We start from the raw sequence: 18,534 nt of genomic DNA, 5'->3' as shown, positions 1-18,534 counted from the left end.
GTCCGGAGCAAGAAGGGTCGATCCGACCCGCCCGCACCCATCGAAACCCCGCCGGCCACCTCGGGCCCCGAGGGGAGTGCCGTCTCCGGCCGCCTCCCGGAACGCGCCGCTGCACGGCAGATCCGCCGTGACCGCCCGGAAGGCATCACCGCCCCGGCCTGAGCCGCCGGCGACCACCGCACCGCGATGGGGGAGTGCGGCACCGCCGCCCTCACGGGCGTCGGCCCGAACGGATCGAAGCGCTGCGTGGCGAGAGTCACATGACCCGCGGCGCCATCGCCCGCCCCCAGGTCGCCCTGCGCGTCCTGATCGAGGACCGGTCCGTGCGCGCCGCCGACCGCATGGTCACGCCGGTCGAGGCGGACGCCTACGCCGCCACCGAGGGCCTCGCCGCAGCCCGAGAGATCGCGAAGGACGCCCACGACGCCTTCGTACGCGAGTCGCTTGAGCTGACCGACGAGCCGGTCGCCCGGATTCCCCGCAGCGTCGGCTGCCTGGGCGTGCCGAACTTTCGTCGGCTCTTCCGGCGCGCCAGGGGCGTCACGCCGGAGTGCCGGAGCTGGTCCGCATCGTGGCACGAGGCAGCCATCAGGAGGACCGGTCGACGGGTCGGCCGGTGAGGAGCCGCCGCACTCCCTCCCGATAGCCCGTGACCTGGAAATCGGGAAAGCGGGCCGCGAACTTCGAGCTGTCGAAGATGTTGTCGTCCTGGTAGCGGACGAGCAGTTCGTCCATCTCGTCGAGCGGCTTGACGAAGCGGCGCCCGAGGCGGAAGGCGAGCGTCGGCAGCACCGTGTAGCCGATCTTGCGGCCGGTGGCCTCGCCGGCGAAGTCGACGAGCTGGGCGTAGGACTGCCGGTCCGGGTCGACCGGCAGGTGCCACGTCTGGCCGTAGGCATCCGGCGTGTTGCCGAGCAGGGCGAGAGCGCGGCTCGCGTCGGGGGTCCAGATCAGGGACCGCTCGGCATGGGCGTCGACCGGGACGAGCGGTCGCTTGCCCGCCTTGATCCGGTCGAACACCAACGAGTTCGTGTAGCTCTTCGTCCGGCCGGGACCGTAGAACTCGGGCGCTCGGCCGATCAGCGCTTCGACGCGGCCGGCCCGCATGGCCCCCAACAACATGGCTGCGATCTGCGCGCGGACCCGCCCCTTGCGCCCGCCCGGCGCGAATGCTGTCGATTCGGTCTGGGGCGTCGACGTTCCGGGATGCATGTAGGTGTTGTCGAAGAAGACGAGCTTCGTGTCGTGTTCGGCGCAGGCGTCGATGACGTTGCGCATCATGACGGGGAACTGCCGCTCCCACAGCTCCGAGTCCAGGGGCAGGCCGACGGTGAGGTAGGCGATGTCGCTGCCCGCGACGACGCGGCTGGTGGCGTCGGCGTCGGTGAGGTCCGCGGCCATGAGTTCGTCGGTGTCGTTCACCCCCGACGGCTTGCGGCTGACGAGGCGGATGTCCTTGGTGTGGTTGCGGTGGAGCTCGTTGGCGAGCTCGTCGGCGATCGGCCCGCCGGCGCCGAGAACGGTCTGCATCGGGTCTCCTTGAGCTGGAGGGTGCGGGTGCCGACGACAGCCCGACTGCGAGCGGCGTCGCGCGGCACGGATGCGGTCGACCACCGCGGCCGGGATGCGGACCCGGCCGGTGTGGTCGTTGGCCGAGCCTTTCCGGCACCCGGTCGCCGGTGTGCCACCGAGGTGGACGGCGAGGTCGTCGACTACCCCCGACCCGGCGACAGCGTGTCGTCGCCCAGGTTGATGACGAGGGGGCCGGTGCGGTGACCGACTGGTCGACCACGTACGTCGGTCGGCCGTTGAGCGCCCTGCGGCCCATTCCCCGCAGGGCTCGGTTCCGTCCGACGTGCACTATGTTTACAGTGCTAACCAAGTACGGGAGGGCAAAGTAAGCAATGTCAACATCAGAGAAGAGCGGCTACCACCACGGCGACCTGCGGGCGACCCTGCTGTCGACCGCGATGGAGATGCTGGAGCGCGGCGAGCCCTTCTCGCTGCGCGCCGTCGCGCGCCAGGCCGGCGTGTCGCCGACCGCGCCGTATCGCCACTTCAAGGACCGCGACGCCCTGGAGTCCGCGCTGGCCGTCGAGGGTTTCCGGGACCTGCTGACCGACCTGGGCGGCGGGCGCGACCTGCCCGCCTCGCTCTCGGACCTGGCCGAGTTCGCCGTCTCCTACGTCGCCTTCGCGCTGCGGCGCCCGGCTCTGTTCCGTGTGATGTTCGGCAAGCCGTGCGATGACGCAGACGACGAGCGGGTCAAGGCCGCCGACGCCCTGCACCGGTTGCTGACCGAAGCGCTCCGCCGCCTCTTCCCCGGCGCGGACGCCTCGGCCCTGGCGTCGGCCGGCTGGGGGCTGGCCCACGGGCTGGCCTGCCTGCACCTCGACGGCAAGCTGCAGGCCGCGTCAGGCGAAGAGGTCGCCGACCGGGTGCGCAACGCCTTCCTCGCCATCACGTCGGTGGGCTCCTGACGTGAGCCGCCCGCCCGTCGCGCGCCTCACGCCATCCATGGTCGACGGTGCTCACATGCCACGCATTCCTCGGTGTCAGCGCTGCTCACGCTGGAGGAGGGGGTCCATGACACCGACCGGCAAGCTGACCGACCGGACCATGGAGGTCGTCCCGGAAGGCGGCCTCTATGACCGGTACGGCATGGACACCGACCTCGACGAGGCCGAGCGGGACCCACCCTCACGGCGTCGACGGACTGCTCGAGCACTCCGAAGTCCAGACCGTCGCCCACCAGTGCCTCCAGGGCTCCACCTCGCCCCGCGGGGTCGAGCACGAGGCGTGGGCACGGACCCTGGCCCGGGCGTCCGAGACGATGCGTGCCCTGGGCATCCGCTGGCCGACCACCGGCTACGACCGCCAGCCACCTCGCCATCCCGGTCCGCATGAAGGAAGATCAGCCATGACCAAGCGCGTCCTCAACGTCGTCACCAACGTCGGCCACTACGACGACCCTTCCCACACCACTGGCCTGTGGCTCTCCGAGCTCACGCACGCCTGGCACGTCTTCGAGGAACACGGCTACGAGCAGACGCTCGTCAGCCCAGCAGGCGGCGCGGTGCCCCTGGAGCCGCGTGCGCTGAAGTTCCCGAACCACGACAAGACCGCCAAGGCGTGGCGCGCCGACCCCGGAAAGATGGCCATGCTCAAGAACACGGCGAGCCCGGACCAGATCGACCCATCAGACTACGATGCGATCTACTTCACCGGCGGTCACGCGGCGATGTACGACTTCCCCGACAGCGAAGGCCTGCAGCGCTGCACCCGCGAGATCTACGAGCGCGGCGGCATCGTCTCCTCGGTCTGCCACGGATACTGCGGCCTGCTCAACACCCGGCTCTCCGACGACTCCTATCTCATCGCCGGCCGCAGGATGACGGGATTCGCCTGGACCGAGGAGGTCCTCGCCCGCGTCGACAAGCTGGTCCCCTACAACGCCGAGCAGAAGGCCAGGCAGCGCGGCGCGCTCTACGAGAAGGCGACACTGCCCTTCGTCTCCCACGTCGTCACCGACGGCAACCTCGTCACCGGCCAGAACCCGGGTTCAGCCAAGGCCACAGCGAAGAAGGTCGTCGAAGCCATCGAGCGCAACGCGTCGAGGGAGCGAGGCTAAGTCGAGACGCGGCCCTTCCACGACGGGGGGTCCCCGGATGGATGCCGCCGAAGGCCGCGCTCCATGTCAGCGACGGGACAGGGGACGTCGGCAAAGGTGAACGAGCACGCGGACGCGGGGCCCGAGTCGTGCATCCGGACGACTTCCGCATACTCCTCGACCACCGCCACCCAGTGCGGCCCCGCAGGGCAAAGCCCCGCCCAGGCCGCGGCAGGCCGCGAACCGAAGGCCACGGCCACGACTCCCTCTGAGTTGCCGACGTCACCCCACCCGACGTGCGCCGGCGGGGACGACGAAACGGCCGGGCGGCCAATCACCCGTCCGCGCCCGTCGGCCTCGCCTGACCGCCAGTGCTCCCCGTCAGACCGGCACCGCCACCGGCCTGCCTGCCGGGGGCCCGAGACGGTCCCCCTGCGAAGCTCTCGGACGCACTCATGGTCAGCAACGGATTACCTGTCTCGCGCACAGACTCAGTGAGCGTTTTCAGCGCTGCCTCTCCAAGGTGAGGACAGCTTTGGCGATGACGGTCATGCGGTTGGGGCTGATGCGCGATCTTCGGAAGATCTGCCAGGGCTTCAGCCGTGCCATGCCGCGTTCGACCGGTGCCCTCGCCGCGGCCAGTGTCTGATTGACGGTGCGTTGGGTGAGGGTGAGTTCCCCGCCCGGTGGCCGTTTGAGTCCGGTGGTGACCCAGGGGCCGGCGCCGGTGTAGGCGCGGTCGGCGAGGATCGGGACGCCCTGACGCTCGCAGATCCGGATGCTGCGATGGGTGCGGGCTGCGGTGAGGTCGTGAGTGCGGCCCGGCAGCGCCGGCGAGATCCACAGGATCTCACCGGCGGGGTCGGTGACGACCTGAACGTTCACGCCGTGCCGGCGGTGCTTGGCCGAGTAGTCCGCCCGGCTGTCACCGACACGGTCGCACTCGGCGAGAGTGCCGTCCAGCAGGACGAACTTCGGATCGTGCTCGCGCAGAGACTTGAGCAGGCCCGGGGCCCGGTCGGCGAGCAGGCCGGTCACGGCGGTGACATACGCGTGAGCGGTGCCGACGGACATCCCGAAACCGGACGCGATCCGGGTGAGGGTGTCGTGGCGGCGCAGGTACACCAGAGCGACGAGCGCACGCTGGTGCGGCGGGAGCTTGCAGCGGCGCTCACCCTCGCGGGTGACGATGAGCATGGTGACCCACTCGACCAGGGCGTGAGGGAGGTCGAGTGCGGCAGGATAGGAAACCAACAGGGCTCCTGCGCCGGTGGGTTGAGACGTCGAACACCTCCCTCAACGGCACGGGAGCTTTGTGCGTTGCGGCCCTCACCTCGACCTGACCGGCGTCACCCGATCAGTGGCCACGCTGAAAACGCTCACTGACAGATCATTGAGGGAGATAGGCCCTCGTCACCGTGGCGGCCTGCCCGCCGGGGCGAGTTCGGTGAGGGCCCCGACAGCACGGTCGATCTCGGCCTCGGTGTTGTAGTAGTGAGGTGAGAGCCGCACCAGCGGGTGGACGTCCCGGTTCTCGGTGTCGAACTGGGTCTGCGCCGGGTTCGTGACGCTGACGTTGATGCCCTGCGCGGTCAGGGCGGCCGCGGTGTCGGCCGCGGCCATGCCGTCGACCTTGCAGGTGACGATGGCGCACCGCCGCGCGCCGAGATCATGGGTGTTGACGCCGGGAACGGCGTCGAGACCGTCGCGCAGACGTGCGCCGAGGGCGAGGGCGCGCCGCCCGATTTCGTCGATGCCGAGGTCCATAGCCTGCTGGACGGCGGCGCCGAGACCCAGCGTGTTGGCGTAGCTGACCTCCCAGGTCTCGAAACGCCGGGCGCCGTCGTGCCAGGTGAAACCGCGCCCGCCGTCCCAGGTGGCCGACGCCGTCTCCGCCACGTACGGCTCCAGGCGGCCGAGCGTCTCGCGGCGGACCCACAGGAAGCCCGTGCCGCGCGGGCCGCGCAGGAACTTGCGGCCCGTGGCGGTGAGCATGTCGCAGCCCAGCTCCGTGACGTCCACGGGGAACTGCCCGACCGACTGGGTGGCGTCGAGGAGGAAGGGAACGCCGGCGGCACGGGTGACGCGTCCGATCTCGGCGACCGGGTTGACCAGACCGCCGCTGGTCGGCGCGTGGGTGACGCCCACCAGCTTGCAGCGGTCGTCGATCAGGTTCGCCAGGGCGGTGGTATCGAGTTGACCGGACGCGTCGTCGGGGACGACAACGACCTCGGCACCGGTGCGCCGGGCTGTCTGCAGATAGGCCAGAACATTGCTGCCGTACTCGGAACGGCCGGTGAGGATGCGGTCGCCCGGCTTGAAGTCCATGGAGTAGAACGCGGCGTTCCAGGCGTGGGTGGCGTTGTCGAAGAGCGCGATCTCGTCCGCCCGGCCGCCCACCAGCCGGGCGATGTGCTCGTGGACGGCGTCGATCCGTTCGCGTTCCTGATCGGCGGCCTCGTAGCCGCCGATCGCGGCCTCCAGTTCCAGATGGGAGGTCACGGTCCGGAGCGTGCCCCGGGACAGCAGACCCGCGCCCGCGTTGTTGAGGTGGAGCCGGTTCGCGGTGCCCGGGGTGTCCCGGCGTAGCGCTTCGATGTCCATACTCCCCATCCCGATTCCCGTCCGGTGCGGCGCCGTTTCGGCTCACGGCTCCCGGGCACGCTCCCAGTGGATCACGGCGCGGTCACCGCGGTCGAGGTTGCGGTCCGTCCGCCCGCTACGCGAACGGGGCCAGTTCGGCGGCCAGTTCCTCCAGGCCGTCCGCCTGCCAGTCGAAGGTGTCGGTGTCCTTCGGCGGGTCTCCACCGGGGCGGTGCACATAGGCCGTGCGCATGCCTAGGGCCTGGGCGCCCCGGAGATCCCAGGCGTGGGCGGCGATCATCACCGTACGCTCCGGCGGGCAGGCCGCGGTGTCGAGGGCGAGCTGGTAGACCGCTTTCAGCGGCTTGAATGCGCGGGCGTCCTCCGCCGAGAGCGCCTGGTGCCAGCGCAGCCCGGTGTGGGCGTTGAGGCGGAGCAGATCCGCGCGGGCGGCGTTCGTGAGACCGATGACCGGGAACAGGCGCGCGAACGCGGCGAGACCGGTAACGGAGTCCTCCCAAGGGGCCAGGCGGTGGGAGGCCGTGGCGAGACGCCGCAGGGCATCAGGGTCCGTGAGCCCGGTATCGCCGGCCACGCGCTCGACGGCCTCGCTGTCCAGGACCGTGGAGTTCGCGTAGGGCCGTTCGCCGTTCGCGATACGACGCTGTTCATGGGCGACGTGCTCCTCCCAGCCGGCGAGCAGCCGGTCGGCGGCCGCCTCGCCCGCGGAGGGGAACGCTTCGCGGATCGCGGTCCGCAGCCCGCCCGGTTGATCGACCATCGTGCCGAGGACGTCGAAGACGGCGACCTCGATCCTGCTTGCCGGAGTCATCGTCCCGCCCCTTTCCGAGCCCGGGCGTCGCGCTACGCGATCGCCGTCCCCGGCAGGCTGGCCTGTCGGCGGGCACAGAGACGCGATGGGGCCAATCGAGGGCGTGTCCTTGGGCGGGCGGGGCCACGGAGCCGGGGGCGTCCTACCGGTCAGGGCGGGTCCGCGAAGGGCCACCGTCGAGGCACCCGCGTTCGATTCCTGCGTTGCGGACGCTATCGCCTGTATACCGCTGGGTGTACCGTTGGCGAGGTGACCATCAGTAGTGAAACCCAGGCGACGAGGACAAAGCGTCGGGGTGCCCACCATCTGACGCCGGCCGGCGTGAAAGTCCTCGAAACGGCCTCCCGGCTCTTCTATGATCTCGGGATCCGGGCCGTCGGCGTGGAGGCGATCGCGGAGCAGGCGGGCGTCACGAAGAAGACGCTCTACGACTGCTTCGGCTCCAAGGACGATCTCATCGTCGCCTATCTCCAGGCCCGGGACGGCCTGTGGAGGTCCATGCTGGTGAAGCACGTCAATGGCCATGAGGGGCCGCCGGGTGAGCGGATTCTCGCCACCTTCGGCGCGCTGCAGGAGTGGTCGACCGAGCGGAACAAGCGGGGCTGCGCCTTCATCAACGCGTCGGTGGAGCTGGCCGAGGACCACCCGGCCCGGGAGGTCGCACGGCAGCAGAAGGCGTGGTTCCTCGGCTTTCTGGAGGACCTCGCGCGGGAGGGCGGTGCCCAGGCGCCCGGCGATCTGGCCGCCCAGGTGCTCATCCTGCACGAGGGAGCCTGCATCGCGGGTCCCATGGGTTTGGTGGACCGAGCCGTGCGTCAGGCGGAAGAGGTGGCGGCCGTCCTCATCGAGCGGTCGCTCGCCGCCTGACGCCGGGCACCAGGCGCCGGGATGAGCGCTTCAGGCGACGAGAGCCGCCTCGGTCTCCGCCCGGTCCTCCCCCTGCTGTGCGGCCGCGGTCCCGCCGTCCAGTTGCCGGCAGAGGTCGGCCGCGTAGACGCGTAGGAGATCGTGCATCAGGTAGTGGCGCTCGTCCTGCTGCCGGATCAGGTGAGCGCTCGCCAGATCGCGCAGCAGCCGTACGGCCTCGGCGTGGCTGACCCCCGCGGTGACCGCAGTGGCCGCGACGTCGATCACCTGGCCGGGCAGCAGCCCCAGCAGCCGGAATATCCGTGCGCTCGGCTCGTCGAGGGCCCGGTAGGACGCGTCGAACGTATGGCGCAGGGTCACGTCCCCTTCGGCGAGGGCCAGCCGGGCTTCCTCCGCCTTGAGCTCCGCGGCCAGCCGGTCGGCGCTGGGGTGCTGGCAGCTCACAATGTTCTCCGCCGCCAGCACCAGGGCCAGGGGCAGCCGCCCACACCGTTCCGCCAGCACCGTCAGTGCGGCGGGGTCGGCGTCCGCTCGCGCGTCCCCGATCATGGCACGGAGCAGCATGGCGGCCTCCGGGCGGCACAGTTCCGTCATCGGCAGGGTGGCCGCGTCCACCCTGGACAGCAGGCCGGGAAGGCGCGAACGGCTGGTCACCACGACGGCGCTGCCCGGTGAGCCGGGCAGCAGATGGTGCACCTGCTGGGCGTCGGCGGCGTTGTCCAGGACCAGCAGCACCTCGCGCCCGTGCAGATAGGAGCGGAAGGCGGCGGCCCGCTGATGCAAGTCGGCCGGCAGGCGCTCACCGGGCACCCCCACCGCGTGGAGCAGATGCCCCAGGACGTCGAACGGGTCGGCTGCCTCTCCCGGTTCGGGGCCTTCGAGGTCGACGAACAGCTGCCCGTCGGCGAAGCGGCCGTCACAGACCGCCTGGTGTGCCCACTGGACGGCCAGGGCGGTCTTGCCGACGCCCGGCGGACCGTTGATCACCGCGACGGGCACGGCGAGGGACCGGTCGTCCCCGAGCCACTGGCTCAGCTGCTTCAGATGACGCCGCCTTCCTGTGAAGAAGCGCTTGGCCGCCGGAAGTTGGGCCGGATGAACCCATCCGGGGCTCGGCCGGGAGGCGGCTTCGAGCGCCGTCGCGATGGCGGTGAACCTGCTCCCGGAGTCCAGCACCCGGTCGCAGGCCGCCCCGAGAACCACCGACGGCGTGCGCTTGCCGTTCTCCACCTTGCTGAGATGCCCTCGGTTGAAGTGCACCAGGCCGGCCAACTGCGTGAGCGAGAGCCCGCGCCGCTCGCGGTGGGCCCGGAGCAGGTGGCCGAACGTTCCTGGCGAGTCGGCACCGCACGGACAGTCCGGACCGCTTGGTCCCGGTCGGCTTCCTGCGCTGTCCTGCACTGAATTCCGTAACACTGCGAACTCCCTGAAGTCGTAGGACCGCGCCGTGGCTCCTGAGCGGCGCAGGTCGGCCGAGTGGTACTGCCGCTCAGGGCAGCGCCAGCAGATCGTCGAGCGTAGGGAAGCGGGCGGCGATGTCGCCCGGGGGGAATCGGACACCGGGCCGGTCGCCCGCACAGAGGAAGCGGACAGACGTGTAGCAGGGGGTCGCTCCGGCATCGAACCAGTGCCCCGTACGGCTGGGCACCGAAAGCAGGTCACCGGCCGTGCAGACCAGTGCGTAGACCTGGCCCGCGGCATGGAGGTAATGACAGCCGACACCCGCCACCAGAAAGCGCACCATGTCCTCCTCGTGCAGATGCCGCCGACGGAACTTCTCGCGGTTCGCCCGTGACCTCTGCGGCCCGGGACCGGCCGACGCGGGGGTGAGGCGTTTGATGTCGACGGCCTGGTAGCCGTTCTCGGCGCTCACATGGTCGATATGGCTCCGGTAGGCGTTCAGAATCGTCGCGTCATCTGCGTCGACGGGAATCCGCCGGGCGGCGCGCCATCGGGAGAAACGCACCCCGACCCTCAGCAGTTGGGTACGTATGACCTCCGGGTCCTCCGACCGCAGCTGCACCGCGCCGGGGTCGCAGGCCGACATGACCTGTAACAACGTCACCAGGCCTTCCCCCGGGCCTCCTCGGGGCCGGCGGCGGGCGCCGACCGCAGGACGCGACCGAGTTCCCTGATTCGCTCCAGCCCGGACAGCGCTTCGTCCGGGCTCCGGCCCCAGGTGAAGACGGCAGAGCCGCCGAACAGCACGGCGGCCACGGGGCCGGAGAGGTCGATGAGCTTCTCCAGGTCGGCCACGTCGTCACGCCCGGACGTGCTCCGCCGGCCGGGGGCGACCGTCAGTACCGTCGCGCCGACCGCCTCCGCGAGAGTCACGGTGGTGGGTTCGCGCGTGTGGATCACGGCACCGCCGCCCGGAAGCTGCCGGTGAATCGCGAGATGTGCCGGGGTCTCGGGGGGCGGCCAGGCGAGCTCCCCGAGCAGCGGCAGCCCCTCCTCCGCGTCGATCAGCACGGCGTTCCGGTCGGTCCGGGGCGATTCCCCGCCCTCCTCACCGGTCGAGATGACGACGGCCTCACCCGATCGCATCGAGACACAGCCGGAAGCCTGTCCCTGCGGATCGGACCGGTCCAGCGACCGACAGGCGAGCAGCACCAGTTCACGGTGCCGTTCGACTTCCTCGTGGACTCGTACGGGCTTCACGGACTCCCCCTAGCTGTCATGGCGGTGATGTCCAGGGACCATTCAGGTTCCTGCCCGGACACCGGGACTGGCACGCACGCCCCCAGAGCGAGGAGCGGCGACTATACCAACCGGTATAGCTACAAGCTAGGGAGTCGCTTCTCGCCGTGTCAACGGCGCCCCGGCGGATGGCCGGAAAGAGCCTCCGGCAGCCGATCCGACCGAGTCCCCTGCCCCTGGCGTGCGGGGAAGTGCAGATGCGGGTGTTCGCAGCGGACAGCGCCCCGCGGATATGACATCCATCTGTTCGCGGGCGGTTCGGTGGTGCTGCTGTTGCCAGTCGAGTGGCAACAGAGTTGCCCTGTACACGGATTGCGGGGCGGTGCGACAGTGAGGACGCCTTCATGGGAGGAGCAATGTCTCGTAGGGGCGCTATCCGGTGCACCAAGCATTTCTCTGGGCGCCGACCGGAATTCTTTGTACTGGCAGAGCTTTTGCCGTGTCGCAGGAGGCTGAGATGAGTTCACGTATCGACACCACGGAACTGGTTGTGTCCCCGAGCGAGTTCTTCCAGATCGGAAAGACAGAACGGATCCGGCCATCCGTGGAGATCACGCTGTCGGATCACTCCTACCTTCCGAAGGCGGACGATCCGCGAGCGGACTGGGTCGCCAGCGTCGCCGTGCCCGCGTTCAAGACCCTTGCCCGGATGGGCTTCCTCGCCCCGAAGTTCTGCACCATCGGCACCGGGGCCGGCCTGGACGTCCTGGCCGCCGTGGAGATCCTCCACTCGCAGTCGGTGGGCTTCACGGATCTGCACGAGGACGTTCTCGAGCACGCGCGGCAGAACATCCGCGGCAACCTCCTCGCCCAGGACATCGAACTGATCGGAGGTGCCGGGGACATCCTCGCGCCGCTCGCCGGCAAGGTCGCGCAGGTGGACGTCGTCTACGAGAACCTCCCCAATATCCCCATGGCGGGCGCCGGCGACCTCGACGACGGCCAGACGAGTTCGACGTTCATCGAGGAGCGGAGTGAGGAGGTCCCCGGCTTCGCCGAGAAGAATCTGGTCACCCTGCACTACCTCGCCCTGCAGCAGGCACACCCGATCCTCCGGGTCGGAGGCCGGGTGCTCTCGTCGATCGGGGCGCGTGTGCCGCTGTCGGAGATCCTGGCGCTGTCCAGTGCCGCCGGGTACAACGGCGGCATCCTGACCTACACCTGGAAGATCCAGTCCGAACCCCTGGACGTCGTGGGGGGCTACGCCCGGTGGGAGCGGGAGGGGCTCGGGCCGTTCCACTTCTACCCGGTCGACGTCCTGCGAGAGGTTTTCGCCGGTCTCACGGTCGCGGCCGCCGGTGCGCAGGCCCTCCAGCTGGAGAAGGAACTCGCGCCTCACGAGATATCGGCGGTGGACGCCTTCACCCGGGTGGAGAGGGGCGAGAAGGTCGGTCACACCGTGGCCATCCTCGACTCTGTGAAAATCCCTGATTCCGCTCTCTGATCACGGAGCGCACCGACCGGCCGTCCACCGGCCCGCTATCCCGTCACCTTCCTGACGCCGCTGACGTAAGGACTCAGAATGAATGTTCAGTCGGTCATCGGCAGAACGCCTCTGGTGGAACTGACCACGTTCGATGTTCCCGTCGGCGTTCGCCTTTTCGCCAAGCTCGAATTCCTGAATCCGAGCGGCAGCATCAAGGACCGCATGGTCAGTCACATACTGGCCGACGCCGAGCGCCGCGGCCTGCTCCGACCGGGCGGGACGATCGTCGAGAACACCTCGGGGAACACGGGCGCGGCGATCGCGATGATGGCGGCCACACGCGGATACCGCGCCGTCCTCACGATGCCGGACAAGGTCAGCGACGAGAAGCGGGACGCCCTGCGTGCCATGGGCGCCGAGGTCGTCGTCTGCCCGACCTCGGCCGCTCCCGGCTCGGCGAAGCACTACGTGACCTGCGCCCGGCGCATCCACGCCGAGACACCGGGCTCGTTCATGCTGAACCAGTACGACAACCCCCTCAACGCCGAGGCCCACTTCCGTTCCACGGGTCCGGAGATCCGGGAGGCGCTCGGCGACTCCGTGACGGCGTTCGTCGCCTCGGGCAGCACCGGCGGGACGATCTCCGGGATCTCCCGCTGTCTGAAGGAACAAAACCCAGACGTCACCTCGGTGTTGCTGGACCCGGTCGGCTCCATCTACCACCGCTACTTCCACGACGGGGTGGTCGACCCCACCGAGATCGCCCCGTACTTCGTCGAGGGCGTCGGCGAGGACCACCTGGCCGAGTGCATGGACTTCTCGCTCATCGACGACGTCATTCGGTTCTCCGACGCCGACGCCTTCGCCACGTGCCACCACCTGGCCCGGCGCGAGGGCCTCGTCTGCGGGGGGACGGCCGGCGCCAACGTCTGGGGCGCCGTACGCGTGGCCCGCTCGCTGAAGGGACCGGCCGTCGTCGTCACCGTGCTCCCGGACAGCGGGAGCAAGTACATGTCGAAGATCTACAACCCGAACTGGCTGAAGGAAAACGGCTTCAGCGCCGGGGACACCTCCGAACGGAGAAGCGCTCTGTAATGGGAAGCACGCCGAAGAATGTCATCGCCGCACTGACGGCTGCCCTCCTGTGGGCTTTCGCCTTCGTCGCCCCGGCCGCAGTGCGACCCGCGAGTGAACTGCTCCTGGTGACCGGACGCTACTCCCTGTTCGGCCTCTGCGGACTCTACGTCCTGTGGAGGGGCCGGAAGCAGCTGAAGCTGATGCCCGTGCGGAGAGTCTTCTTCGGCCTGTGGATCGGTTTCGTCGGCTACTTCGTTTTTTACATCTGCGTCTCGTATTCGGCGACCATGGACAGCGGATTCATCACGGCCGTCGTCGTCGGATCGTCGCCGATCACCATCGCGGTGGCCGGGAACTTCGCCGAGAAGCGCATGCCCTGGCGCGAGCTGATCGCTCCCGTGGTCCTGATCATCATGGGTCTGGGGCTCCTCAGTGTCTCCGACCTCATCTCGGGGAAGGACCTCGAAGGCGTCAACGACTCGATCTTCGCGATCCTGCTCGCGATCGGCGCCATGCTGACCTGGTCCTACTTCGTGGTCCGCAACGCCCAGTCGCAGCGCACCTGGGAGATCAAGCCCGACCCCACGCTCTGGGCCGGACTCGTGGCCATGGGGGCCGGCGGCGCCTCGATGGTGCTACTGCCCTTCGCTATCGCCTCGACTCCCCCCGAGACGTTCGAACCGTATCCGCTGTTCAAGATCATCGCGTGGTGTGTGTTCCTCGGGGTCATCGCCTCGTGGTGGGGGACCCTGATCTGGGTGAAGGCCGCACAGGGGATTCCCGTCCCCCTCGTCGGCCCGCTCCTCGCCACGGAGACCATCTTCGGAGCCATCCTCAGCCTTCCCGTGGAAAACCGCCTGCCCACCTGGTCGGAAGTGACCGGAGCACTGTTCGTCCTCGCGGGCATCGCCGTCTACATGCTCTTCGACGTGAAGAACTCCCGACTGCGTGTCCGGGACCGCCGGGACGCGGAAGGCGACGGCAACAAGAAGGCGGACGCGTCAGAAGTACCTGCCCCTACCTGAAGGATGCCGCCGAACGGTGACCACCGTGTCCCTGTCCGTCGGCCCGACCCGACAGAGAGGTAATTCCATGAGCAGCTCTTTCACGAACATCAAGCAGTCGCACGTCTTCTTCGAAGACGCCCCCGGGCTGAAGAACTACTACGAGAACTGGGCGACGGGCTACGACGCGGACCTCGCCGACCAGAAATGGATCGCGCCGCGGGTCGCCGCGAACTTCGTGCACCTGCTCGCCTCCGCCTACGGAACACCGCAGACCGAGATATTCGACGCCGGCTGCGGCACCGGCCTCGTCGGCAGCGTCCTCCGGACGCTGGGAACGTACGAGATCGACGGCGTCGACCTCTCCGAGAACATGGCCGCCGAGGCACGTAAGACCAACGCCTACCGCAAGGTCTACGGCGGTGTGGACCTCTCGGTGCCGGAGCGGGACGAGCGGCTGTCCCAGTACGGCATCGTCGTCAGCAGCGGGGTCTTCACCCTCGGCCACGTCCGGCCGCCGGCGCTGCTCACCCTGATCGAGTACGCCAGGCCCGGCGGGCTGATCTTGGTCTCCACCCGGGGCTCCTACGCCGCGGAGACCGGCTTCGAGGAGTTCGCGCTGTCACCGGAGGTCGCCGCGCGCACCACGCTCCTGTTCAAGATGCCGGACGCCGGCTACATCGCCGAAGAGGGCGCCGACTACTGGGTGTTCCGCAAGAACGTCCCCACGTCGTAGCGGCCGGCGCCACCGTCCCCATCCGCCATATCTCTGGAGCTCCCATGTCCCGCACCCTCTTCACCTCGGAGTCTGTGACCGAGGGGCACCCTGACAAGATCGCCGACCAGATAAGCGACACCGTTCTCGACGCACTGCTCAGCCGCGATCCCGCCGCACGCGTCGCGGTCGAGACGCTGATCACCACCGGCCAGGTCCATGTCGCGGGCGAGGTGTCGACCACCGCCTACGTCGACATCGCGCACCTGGTGCGGCAGAAGATCATCGACATCGGGTACGACTCGTCCGCCAAGGGCTTCGACGGGGCGTCCTGCGGTGTGTCGGTGTCGATCGGCGCGCAGTCACCGGACATCGCGCGGGGCGTCGACTCGGCGTACGAGCGGAGAGCGGAGGGCGAGCGGGACGAGCTCGGCGAACAGGGCGCGGGCGACCAGGGCCTGATGTTCGGATACGCGACCGTCGAGACGCCCACGCTCATGCCGCTTCCGATCGAGCTGGCGCACCGCCTCTCCCGGAGGCTGGCGGAGGTCCGCAAGGACGGCACCGTCCCCTATCTGCGACCGGACGGGAAGACCCAGGTCACCGTGGAGTACGTCGGGAGCCGCCCGGTCCGGCTCGACACCGTGGTGGTTTCCTCGCAGCACGCGGGCGACGTCGACCTGGACGGCGCTCTCACCCCCGACATCCGCGAGCACGTCGTCGAGCACGTGCTCACCGGACTGGCGGAGGACGGCATCAAGGTGGAGACGGACGACTACCGGCTCCTGACCAACCCGACCGGCCGTTTCGAGATCGGGGGCCCGATGGGGGACGCGGGCCTCACCGGACGCAAAATCATCATCGATACGTACGGGGGCATGGCCCGTCACGGTGGTGGCGCGTTCTCCGGTAAGGACCCTTCCAAGGTGGACCGTTCAGCGGCCTACGCGACGCGCTGGGTCGCCAAGAACATCGTCGCGGCGGGTCTCGCGGCACGCTGCGAGATCCAGGTCGCCTATGCCATCGGAAAGGCCGAGCCGGTGGGGCTGCTGGTTGAGACCTTCGGCACGAACACGGTCGCCGTGTCCAGGATCGAGGCGGCCGTCCGGCGGGTCTTCGACCTCCGTCCGGCCGCCATCATCCGGGATCTCGACCTGCTGCGGCCCATCTACGCCCGGACCGCCGCCTACGGCCACTTCGGCCGTGAGCTGGAGGAATTCACCTGGGAACGCGCCGACCGCGCCGACGCCCTGCGGGCGGCGGTCGCGGCCGGCTGAGGGCGCCGGCCCCGGGTCCTCCCGTTCGTTCGGCCGACGGTGCGCGGCTCCCCCCGGGCCGCGCACCGCCGGCCGACGCCGCCTTCTCCCTCGCGCGCCGCGTCCACCACCGGCCACAGCTTCAAGGAGCGCCGTCCATGCGTATCGCCGTCACCGGGTCCATCGCGACCGACCATCTGCTGACCTTTCCCGGCCGCTTCGCCGAACAGCTGATCAAGGAACAGCTGGAGCGGGTGTCCCTGTCGTTCCTCGCCGACGCCCTTGAGGTGCGCCGGGGAGGCGTCGGCGCCAACATCTGTTTCGGACTGGGCCTGTTGGGGCTGGAGCCGACTCTCGTCGGCGCCGCGGGAGCGGACTTCGCGGAGTACGGCGCCTGGCTGCGGTCGCACGGCGTGGACACCTCCGCCGTCCGGGTCAGCGAATCCCTGCACACCGCACGGTTCGTCTGCACCACCGACGAGGACCAGAACCAGATCGCCACTTTCTACGCCGGCGCCATGGCCGAAGCCCGCCGGATCGACCTGGCGTCTCTCGCGGACCGGCCCGAACTGGTGCTCGTCGGCGCCGACGACCCCGAGGCCATGCTCCGGCACACCGCCAATGCCCACCGCCTCGGCATCCCGGTGGCGGCCGATCCCTCGCAGCAGCTGGCCCGTCTCGACCGCGACCAGGCCCGTCAACTGGTCGACGGGGCGCGATGGCTGTTCACCAACGAATACGAGGAGGCACTGCTCGTCGAACGCACCGGATGGTCCAAGGCCGGCCTCCTCGACCGCGTCGGCACCTGGATCACGACCTTGGGCGCGGACGGGGTCGTCCTGGTCCGTGGCGGCGCACCGGCACTGCGGATCCCGGCCGTGCCCGCGGAGCGGATCGCCGATCCCACGGGTGCGGGGGACGCCTTCCGCTCCGGCTTCCTCGCTGGTACGGCATGGGGGTGGCCGCAGGAACAGGCGGCGCGACTGGGCTGCGCGCTGGCCACCACGGTGCTCGAAGCGATCGGCACCCAGGAGTACAAGCTGGCCCCGGCCGATCTGACAGCGCGCATGGAACGCGCCTACGGCCCCGACGCGGCGCGCACTGCGGAACCGCGACTTGCCGAACTCCGCTGACGCGGACAGTCGCCGTCAGCAGGTTGTTGCTATACAGGTATGTATAGTTCTTGTCAGGAGCCTTCCCGTAGCCCGGACCCGAGCCACGACTCAGGGAGATGCCTGATGCGGACACTGCTTCACAAAGCCTGGAACCTGTTGCGGGACATCGCGTACGGCGTCAATGCGGGGCACGCCATCAGACTGGGGCTGAAGGCTCCCGCCGACAGGCGCTGCGAGACGTCGTCCTGACGGTCGCGCGCCACTGAGAGGTCCCGCCGACCACACCGTTCCGGAGGCGGCCGGGCCGCGGAAGACTGCGGCCGCTCGCATGCCACTCGCGGCCGTCGACGGTCCGCACCATCGCCCCGGACACCCCTCCGTCACTGCGAAAACGCCCCGGACTCGCCGGTCCAATCGGCCGATGATTCGTAACACCCGAGGCGAGGCTTGCGCGGAATGCAGCCCTGCCTGGCCTGCCTGATGCTCCCAGCGAGACGGCCTTTCGCCCTCGATGAATCGAGTCGACGGGGTCGGCACGCGACCTGCACCATGCGGCTCAGGTTCCTGGATCACCCACGCCTCGCTCCAGGCGCTTCGCGCAACCACGCTGCTCTGCTGCGCTAACGAGTTGGTGCGTGATAGCGGGTGAGGCGTCGTGCCTGGCAGGTGGCATGATCCGGTTGTGGTGATCATGGTCAATCGGGCGGTGCTGGCGCATCGGCTGTTCACGGGGGCCTCTCGGCGTCATCTCGCTCGTCTGATCGAGGAGTTGGCCGTTCCGTGGCGAGCCGGTATCGAAGGCCGCCGCCATGCTGCACGAGGCGGAGCCAGGAAGCGGGCCGCTGGTGCCGGCGCCCGTCACCAGTTGGTGTTCGTCGACCGGCTGGTGGCCACGCTGATCCACCTGCGACACGACCTTCCGCACTCGGTCCTGAACCTGCTGTTCGGCGTCGACCGCTCCACCATCACCCGGGCCGTCCAGGGGATACGCGCGCTCCTGGCCAAGACGCCGCCGACGGTGTCGGCGGTGGCGGTGGCCGTCAGACCCTCGTGGCGGGCCGGCGCCGGGTCGCGATTCGCCGGGCGGGAGCCGGGCGGCGTGCGGACGACGGCGCGCGGGGGCTCCGGCGCCCGTGCCGAGGACCGCCGGAGGCGTCAGTGGTCGCCACCGTCCGCGACGGCCACCAGCAGGACCCGGGTGCCCGGGTCGGTGGCACGCCAGCGGTGGCGTACGCCGCCCGCGAGGTAGAGGGTGTCGCCGCGACCCGGTAGGGAGCGGAGTCCCGCAGTGAGGTCGTCTCGCAGCGCTCGGACCGCTTGGAGCAGGTACACGGAGTGGGCGGGCAGCC

At 69.6% G+C, this 18,534-nt stretch carries 18 protein-coding genes and 2 pseudogenes; 12 read left to right on the top strand and 8 right to left on the bottom strand.

Annotated features, from left to right (window positions below):
• The first annotated feature begins 260 nt into the window (after positions 1–260).
• Positions 261–620, top strand: coding sequence for a hypothetical protein (locus ACZ6EJ_RS08040; RefSeq protein ID WP_469265313.1), 360 nt, complete (start codon positions 261–263; stop codon positions 618–620).
• On the opposite strand, the gene ACZ6EJ_RS08035 is transcribed toward ACZ6EJ_RS08040, so the two are convergent.
• Entirely contained in the window at positions 589–1,530 is a 942-nt protein-coding gene (locus ACZ6EJ_RS08035; protein WP_469265311.1) for an NAD-dependent epimerase/dehydratase family protein, read from the bottom strand. The two genes, ACZ6EJ_RS08040 and ACZ6EJ_RS08035, sit on opposite strands and share 32 nt — an antisense overlap.
• 374 nt (positions 1,531–1,904) lie before the next feature.
• On the opposite strand from ACZ6EJ_RS08035, the gene ACZ6EJ_RS08030 reads away from it, so the two are divergent.
• Together ACZ6EJ_RS08030 and ACZ6EJ_RS08025 are read left to right on the top strand one after the other, a co-directional pair.
• Positions 1,905–2,480 carry a TetR/AcrR family transcriptional regulator gene (locus ACZ6EJ_RS08030; protein ID WP_469265310.1) on the top strand — a complete coding sequence of 192 codons (576 nt, stop codon included), beginning with the start codon at positions 1,905–1,907 and terminating at the stop codon, positions 2,478–2,480.
• A gap of 440 nt (positions 2,481–2,920) precedes the next feature.
• Entirely contained in the window at positions 2,921–3,631 is a 711-nt protein-coding gene (locus ACZ6EJ_RS08025; RefSeq protein WP_469265308.1) for a type 1 glutamine amidotransferase domain-containing protein, read from the top strand.
• 483 nt (positions 3,632–4,114) lie between these two features.
• Here ACZ6EJ_RS08025 and ACZ6EJ_RS08020 read toward each other — a convergent pair whose 3' ends face one another.
• From ACZ6EJ_RS08020 to ACZ6EJ_RS08010, 3 genes are all read right to left on the bottom strand, one after another.
• Positions 4,115–4,864 (bottom strand): transposase, encoded by a 750-nt coding sequence (locus tag ACZ6EJ_RS08020; protein WP_469265307.1) that lies wholly within the window; start codon positions 4,862–4,864, stop codon positions 4,115–4,117.
• A 159-nt stretch (positions 4,865–5,023) separates the two neighbouring features.
• Positions 5,024–6,112, bottom strand: coding sequence for an aminotransferase class V-fold PLP-dependent enzyme (locus ACZ6EJ_RS08015; protein WP_469265305.1), 1,089 nt, complete (start codon positions 6,110–6,112; stop codon positions 5,024–5,026).
• Between the two features lie 217 nt (positions 6,113–6,329).
• Complete coding sequence (locus tag ACZ6EJ_RS08010; RefSeq protein WP_469265304.1) at positions 6,330–7,025, bottom strand: haloacid dehalogenase type II; 696 nt, start codon at positions 7,023–7,025, stop codon at positions 6,330–6,332.
• A gap of 249 nt (positions 7,026–7,274) precedes the next feature.
• On the opposite strand from ACZ6EJ_RS08010, the gene ACZ6EJ_RS08005 reads away from it, so the two are divergent.
• A complete protein-coding gene (locus ACZ6EJ_RS08005; RefSeq protein WP_469265302.1) occupies positions 7,275–7,892 on the top strand; it encodes a TetR/AcrR family transcriptional regulator in 618 nt (205 codons plus the stop codon).
• Positions 7,893–7,922: 30 nt separating this feature from the next.
• On the opposite strand, the gene ACZ6EJ_RS08000 is transcribed toward ACZ6EJ_RS08005, so the two are convergent.
• The 3 genes from ACZ6EJ_RS08000 to ACZ6EJ_RS07990 all read right to left on the bottom strand — a co-directional run bounded on the left by ACZ6EJ_RS08000 (position 7,923) and on the right by ACZ6EJ_RS07990 (position 10,553).
• Positions 7,923–9,293 carry a helix-turn-helix domain-containing protein gene (locus ACZ6EJ_RS08000; RefSeq protein ID WP_469265415.1) on the bottom strand — a complete coding sequence of 457 codons (1,371 nt, stop codon included), beginning with the start codon at positions 9,291–9,293 and terminating at the stop codon, positions 7,923–7,925.
• 88 nt (positions 9,294–9,381) lie between these two features.
• Positions 9,382–9,957, bottom strand: coding sequence for a cupin (locus ACZ6EJ_RS07995; protein WP_469265301.1), 576 nt, complete (start codon positions 9,955–9,957; stop codon positions 9,382–9,384).
• Positions 9,954–10,553, bottom strand: a complete 600-nt coding sequence (locus ACZ6EJ_RS07990; RefSeq protein WP_469265300.1) for a class II aldolase/adducin family protein — start codon at positions 10,551–10,553, stop codon at positions 9,954–9,956. Before ACZ6EJ_RS07990 ends, ACZ6EJ_RS07995 begins: the two co-directional genes overlap by 4 nt.
• 496 nt (positions 10,554–11,049) lie before the next feature.
• On the opposite strand from ACZ6EJ_RS07990, the gene ACZ6EJ_RS07985 reads away from it, so the two are divergent.
• The 8 genes and pseudogenes from ACZ6EJ_RS07985 to ACZ6EJ_RS07950 form a co-directional block, all read left to right on the top strand.
• The gene (locus ACZ6EJ_RS07985) at positions 11,050–12,036 is read left to right on the top strand and encodes a class I SAM-dependent methyltransferase (RefSeq protein ID WP_469265299.1); all 987 of its coding nucleotides are present in this window, start codon (positions 11,050–11,052) and stop codon (positions 12,034–12,036) included.
• Between the two features lie 78 nt (positions 12,037–12,114).
• A complete protein-coding gene (locus tag ACZ6EJ_RS07980; RefSeq protein WP_469265297.1) occupies positions 12,115–13,113 on the top strand; it encodes a PLP-dependent cysteine synthase family protein in 999 nt (332 codons plus the stop codon).
• Positions 13,113–14,120: a DMT family transporter gene (locus ACZ6EJ_RS07975; protein ID WP_469265295.1), complete on the top strand. Its 1,008-nt coding sequence runs from the start codon at positions 13,113–13,115 to the stop codon at positions 14,118–14,120. Before ACZ6EJ_RS07980 ends, ACZ6EJ_RS07975 begins: the two co-directional genes overlap by 1 nt.
• A gap of 67 nt (positions 14,121–14,187) precedes the next feature.
• Entirely contained in the window at positions 14,188–14,835 is a 648-nt protein-coding gene (locus ACZ6EJ_RS07970; protein ID WP_469265293.1) for a class I SAM-dependent DNA methyltransferase, read from the top strand.
• Between the two features lie 44 nt (positions 14,836–14,879).
• Positions 14,880–16,091: a methionine adenosyltransferase gene (metK, locus tag ACZ6EJ_RS07965; protein WP_469265291.1), complete on the top strand. Its 1,212-nt coding sequence runs from the start codon at positions 14,880–14,882 to the stop codon at positions 16,089–16,091.
• A 137-nt stretch (positions 16,092–16,228) separates the two neighbouring features.
• Positions 16,229–17,203 (top strand): carbohydrate kinase family protein, encoded by a 975-nt coding sequence (locus tag ACZ6EJ_RS07960; protein ID WP_469265290.1) that lies wholly within the window; start codon positions 16,229–16,231, stop codon positions 17,201–17,203.
• Between the two features lie 105 nt (positions 17,204–17,308).
• Positions 17,309–17,434, top strand: a complete 126-nt coding sequence (locus ACZ6EJ_RS07955; protein ID WP_398091824.1) for a hypothetical protein — start codon at positions 17,309–17,311, stop codon at positions 17,432–17,434.
• A gap of 442 nt (positions 17,435–17,876) precedes the next feature.
• Positions 17,877–18,242: pseudogene (locus ACZ6EJ_RS07950) on the top strand (helix-turn-helix domain-containing protein); the annotation flags it as partial.
• 98 nt (positions 18,243–18,340) lie between these two features.
• On the opposite strand, the pseudogene ACZ6EJ_RS07945 reads toward ACZ6EJ_RS07950, so the two are convergent.
• Positions 18,341–18,534: pseudogene (locus ACZ6EJ_RS07945) on the bottom strand (hypothetical protein); the annotation flags it as partial.

It is taken from the genome of Streptomyces sp. NPDC041970 (assembly GCF_055588985.1).
This window is presented reverse-complemented; position numbering and strand designations above follow the sequence as displayed.